The 2314-nt window shown below is 68.6% G+C and carries 4 protein-coding genes; all 4 read right to left on the minus strand.

Translation table 11 applies throughout. From position 1 onward, the window contains the following. On the minus strand, positions 1-531 hold a 531-nt coding region (locus tag VE759_RS04990), incomplete at its 3' end, for a biotin carboxylase N-terminal domain-containing protein (RefSeq protein WP_324928804.1). 123 nt (positions 532-654) lie between these two features. Continuing rightward, the gene (locus VE759_RS04995) at positions 655-1086 is read right to left on the minus strand and encodes a SufE family protein (protein WP_324928806.1); all 432 of its coding nucleotides are present in this window, start codon (positions 1084-1086) and stop codon (positions 655-657) included. Next, on the minus strand, positions 1083-1970 hold the full coding sequence (locus VE759_RS05000; RefSeq protein WP_324928808.1) for a sulfurtransferase: 888 nt from the start codon (positions 1968-1970) through the stop codon (positions 1083-1085). The genes VE759_RS04995 and VE759_RS05000 overlap by 4 nt, the downstream gene beginning before the upstream one ends. Before the next feature lie 104 nt (positions 1971-2074). Beyond that, positions 2075-2314, minus strand: a 240-nt coding sequence (locus VE759_RS05005; protein ID WP_324928810.1) for a Maf family protein, incomplete at its 5' end; no start/stop codon positions are given.

The raw sequence follows: 2314 nt of genomic DNA on the forward strand, positions 1-2314 counted from the left end.
CACCTTCATGCCCTTGCCGCCGCCGCCGAACGCCGCCTTGATCGCGATCGGCAGCCCGTACTCCTCGGCGAACGCCACTACCTCGTCGGCGTTCTTGACCGGGTCGGGCGTGCCCGGCACCAGCGGCGCCTGCGCACGGGCCGCGATGTGGCGGGCGGTGACCTTGTCGCCGAGGTCACGGATCGACTGCGGGCTGGGCCCGATCCAGATCAGGTCCGCGTCGATCACGGCCTGCGCGAAGTCGGCGTTCTCGGCCAGGAACCCGTAGCCGGGGTGGACCGCGTTGGCGCCGGACTTCTCGGCGGCGTCGAGGATCTTGGCGATGTCCAGATACGATTCCGCCGACGTCTGCCCGCCCAGCGCGAACGCCTCGTCGGCGAGCTGGACGTGCGGAGCGTCGGCATCCGGTTCGGCGTAGACCGCCACGCTCTCCAGCCCGGCGTCCTTGGCCGCCCGGATCACCCGGACGGCGATCTCGCCGCGGTTGGCGACGAGCACCTTGGAGATCCGTGAGCTGGCGTGACTGGGCACTGCGCCTCCTGATGGCATGTCTCTAAGAAACGTCTTTAAGAATAGGTTCGCAGGGCAGTTTAAGCGCCACTCATGTGAGCGAGTCGAGCCGGTCGCCGCTACTGGCCAGTAGCCGGTTCACCTTCACTGGCTGCCACGCAGCCGCCGCTTGATCCGGGCCAGCATCGCCGCCATGCCGCGCAGCCGCAACGGACTGATCAGCGCCGCCAGCCCGAGGTCGGCGTAAAAGTCGTCGGGAACGGCCAGGATGTCGGCGGCGCGCTGGTTGTCAAGACCGGCCGCCAGGATCGACGCGAAGCCGCGGGTGGTCGGGGCTTCCTCGGGTGCGCTGAAATACAGCCGCACGTGCTCGGGGTCGCCGGCGTCGACGTGCAGGAACAGCGGCGACTGGCACTCCGGTACCGGTTCCATCGCCGCCTCCTCGAGGTCGGCCGGCAGCGGCGGCAGGTCCTCGGCGAACTCCAGCAGCAGGCGTAGCTTGTCCTGGCCCTGCATCTCCTGGAAGTCCGACACCACCTCGGCCAGCGGTGCCGGCATCGGCGACGTGACGGTCATGGCGCCTTTCCGGGTTCCTCGCCGACGGCGATCGGCACCCGCACGGTGTTGCCCCACTCGGTCCACGAGCCGTCGTAGTTGCGCACGCCTGGCAGCCCCAGCAGATGGGTCAGCACGAACCAGGTGTGGCTGGACCGTTCGCCGATGCGGCAGTACACGACCGTCTTGTCGTCGGCCTGCAGGAACCCGTACAGCTCCGCGAGCTCGGGGCGGCTGCGGAACCGGCCGCTGTCCTCGGCCGCCTTCCCCCACGGGATCGACCTCGCGGTCGGGATGTGGCCGCCGCGCAGCGCGCCCTCCTCGGGGTAGTCCGGCATGTGCGTGCGCTCGCCGGTGTATTCCTGCGGCGACCGGACGTCGATCAGCGGCTGGGAGCCCAGGGCCGCCAGCACGTCGTCCTTGAACGCGCGGATCGGCGTGTCGTTGCGCTCGACGACCGGGTAGCCACTGCTCTTCTTGTCCGGAACGTCGAGGGTGGTCTCGCGGCCGCTCGAGATCCACAGGTCGCGCCCGCCGTCGAGCAGTCGCACGTCGGGGTGGCCGAACAGCGTGAACACCCACAGCGCATAGGCCGCCCACCAGTTGCTTTTGTCGCCGTAGATCACGACGGTGTCGTCGCGTGCGATGCCCTTGCGGTCCATCAGCTCGGCGAACTGCTCGCCGTTGATGTAGTCGCGCACATGCGGGTCGTTGAGGTCGGTGTGCCAGTCGATCTTGACCGCGCCCGGGATATGGCCGACGTCGTAGAGCAGCACATCCTCGTCGGATTCGACGATGGCAAGCCCCGGTTTGCCGATGTTCGACGACAGCCAGTCGGCGGTGACCAACCGCTCGGGGTGGGCGTAGGACTGCAGTTCTGGACTCGGATCGGGTGGAAGCGCCACATGTACGAGCCTACCCAGGTCACCCACAGCCGCGTAATCTCGCGACACTTACCCGGCTGCAGGCGGACACCCCGGCAGGACCGCAGAACGCGTCAGTTTCGGCGTCAAGCCGTTGGATTGGCCGCCCACAACTCGGCGATCGACAGCCCGGCGCCGTCGAACAGGCGCCGCATCGCCGGCAGGCCGATCCCGATCACGGCCGACGGATCGCCGTCGACCGCCTCGATGAACCAACCGCCCAGCCCGTCGAGTGTGAACCCGCCCGCCACCTGCAGCGGCTCCCCACTGCCGATGTACGCGTCCAGCTCACGGTCCGACGGCGTTCCGAAATGCACTGTGGTGAT

Source organism: Mycobacterium sp. (genome assembly GCF_035640695.1).
GTDB lineage: Bacteria > Actinomycetota > Actinomycetes > Mycobacteriales > Mycobacteriaceae > Mycobacterium.

Excerpts from the sequence above, each read along its gene's own strand:
- VE759_RS04995 (WP_324928806.1), bottom strand. The coding sequence starts at position 1,086 with ATGACCGTCACGTCGCCGATGCCGGCACCGCTGGCCGAGGTGGTGTCG.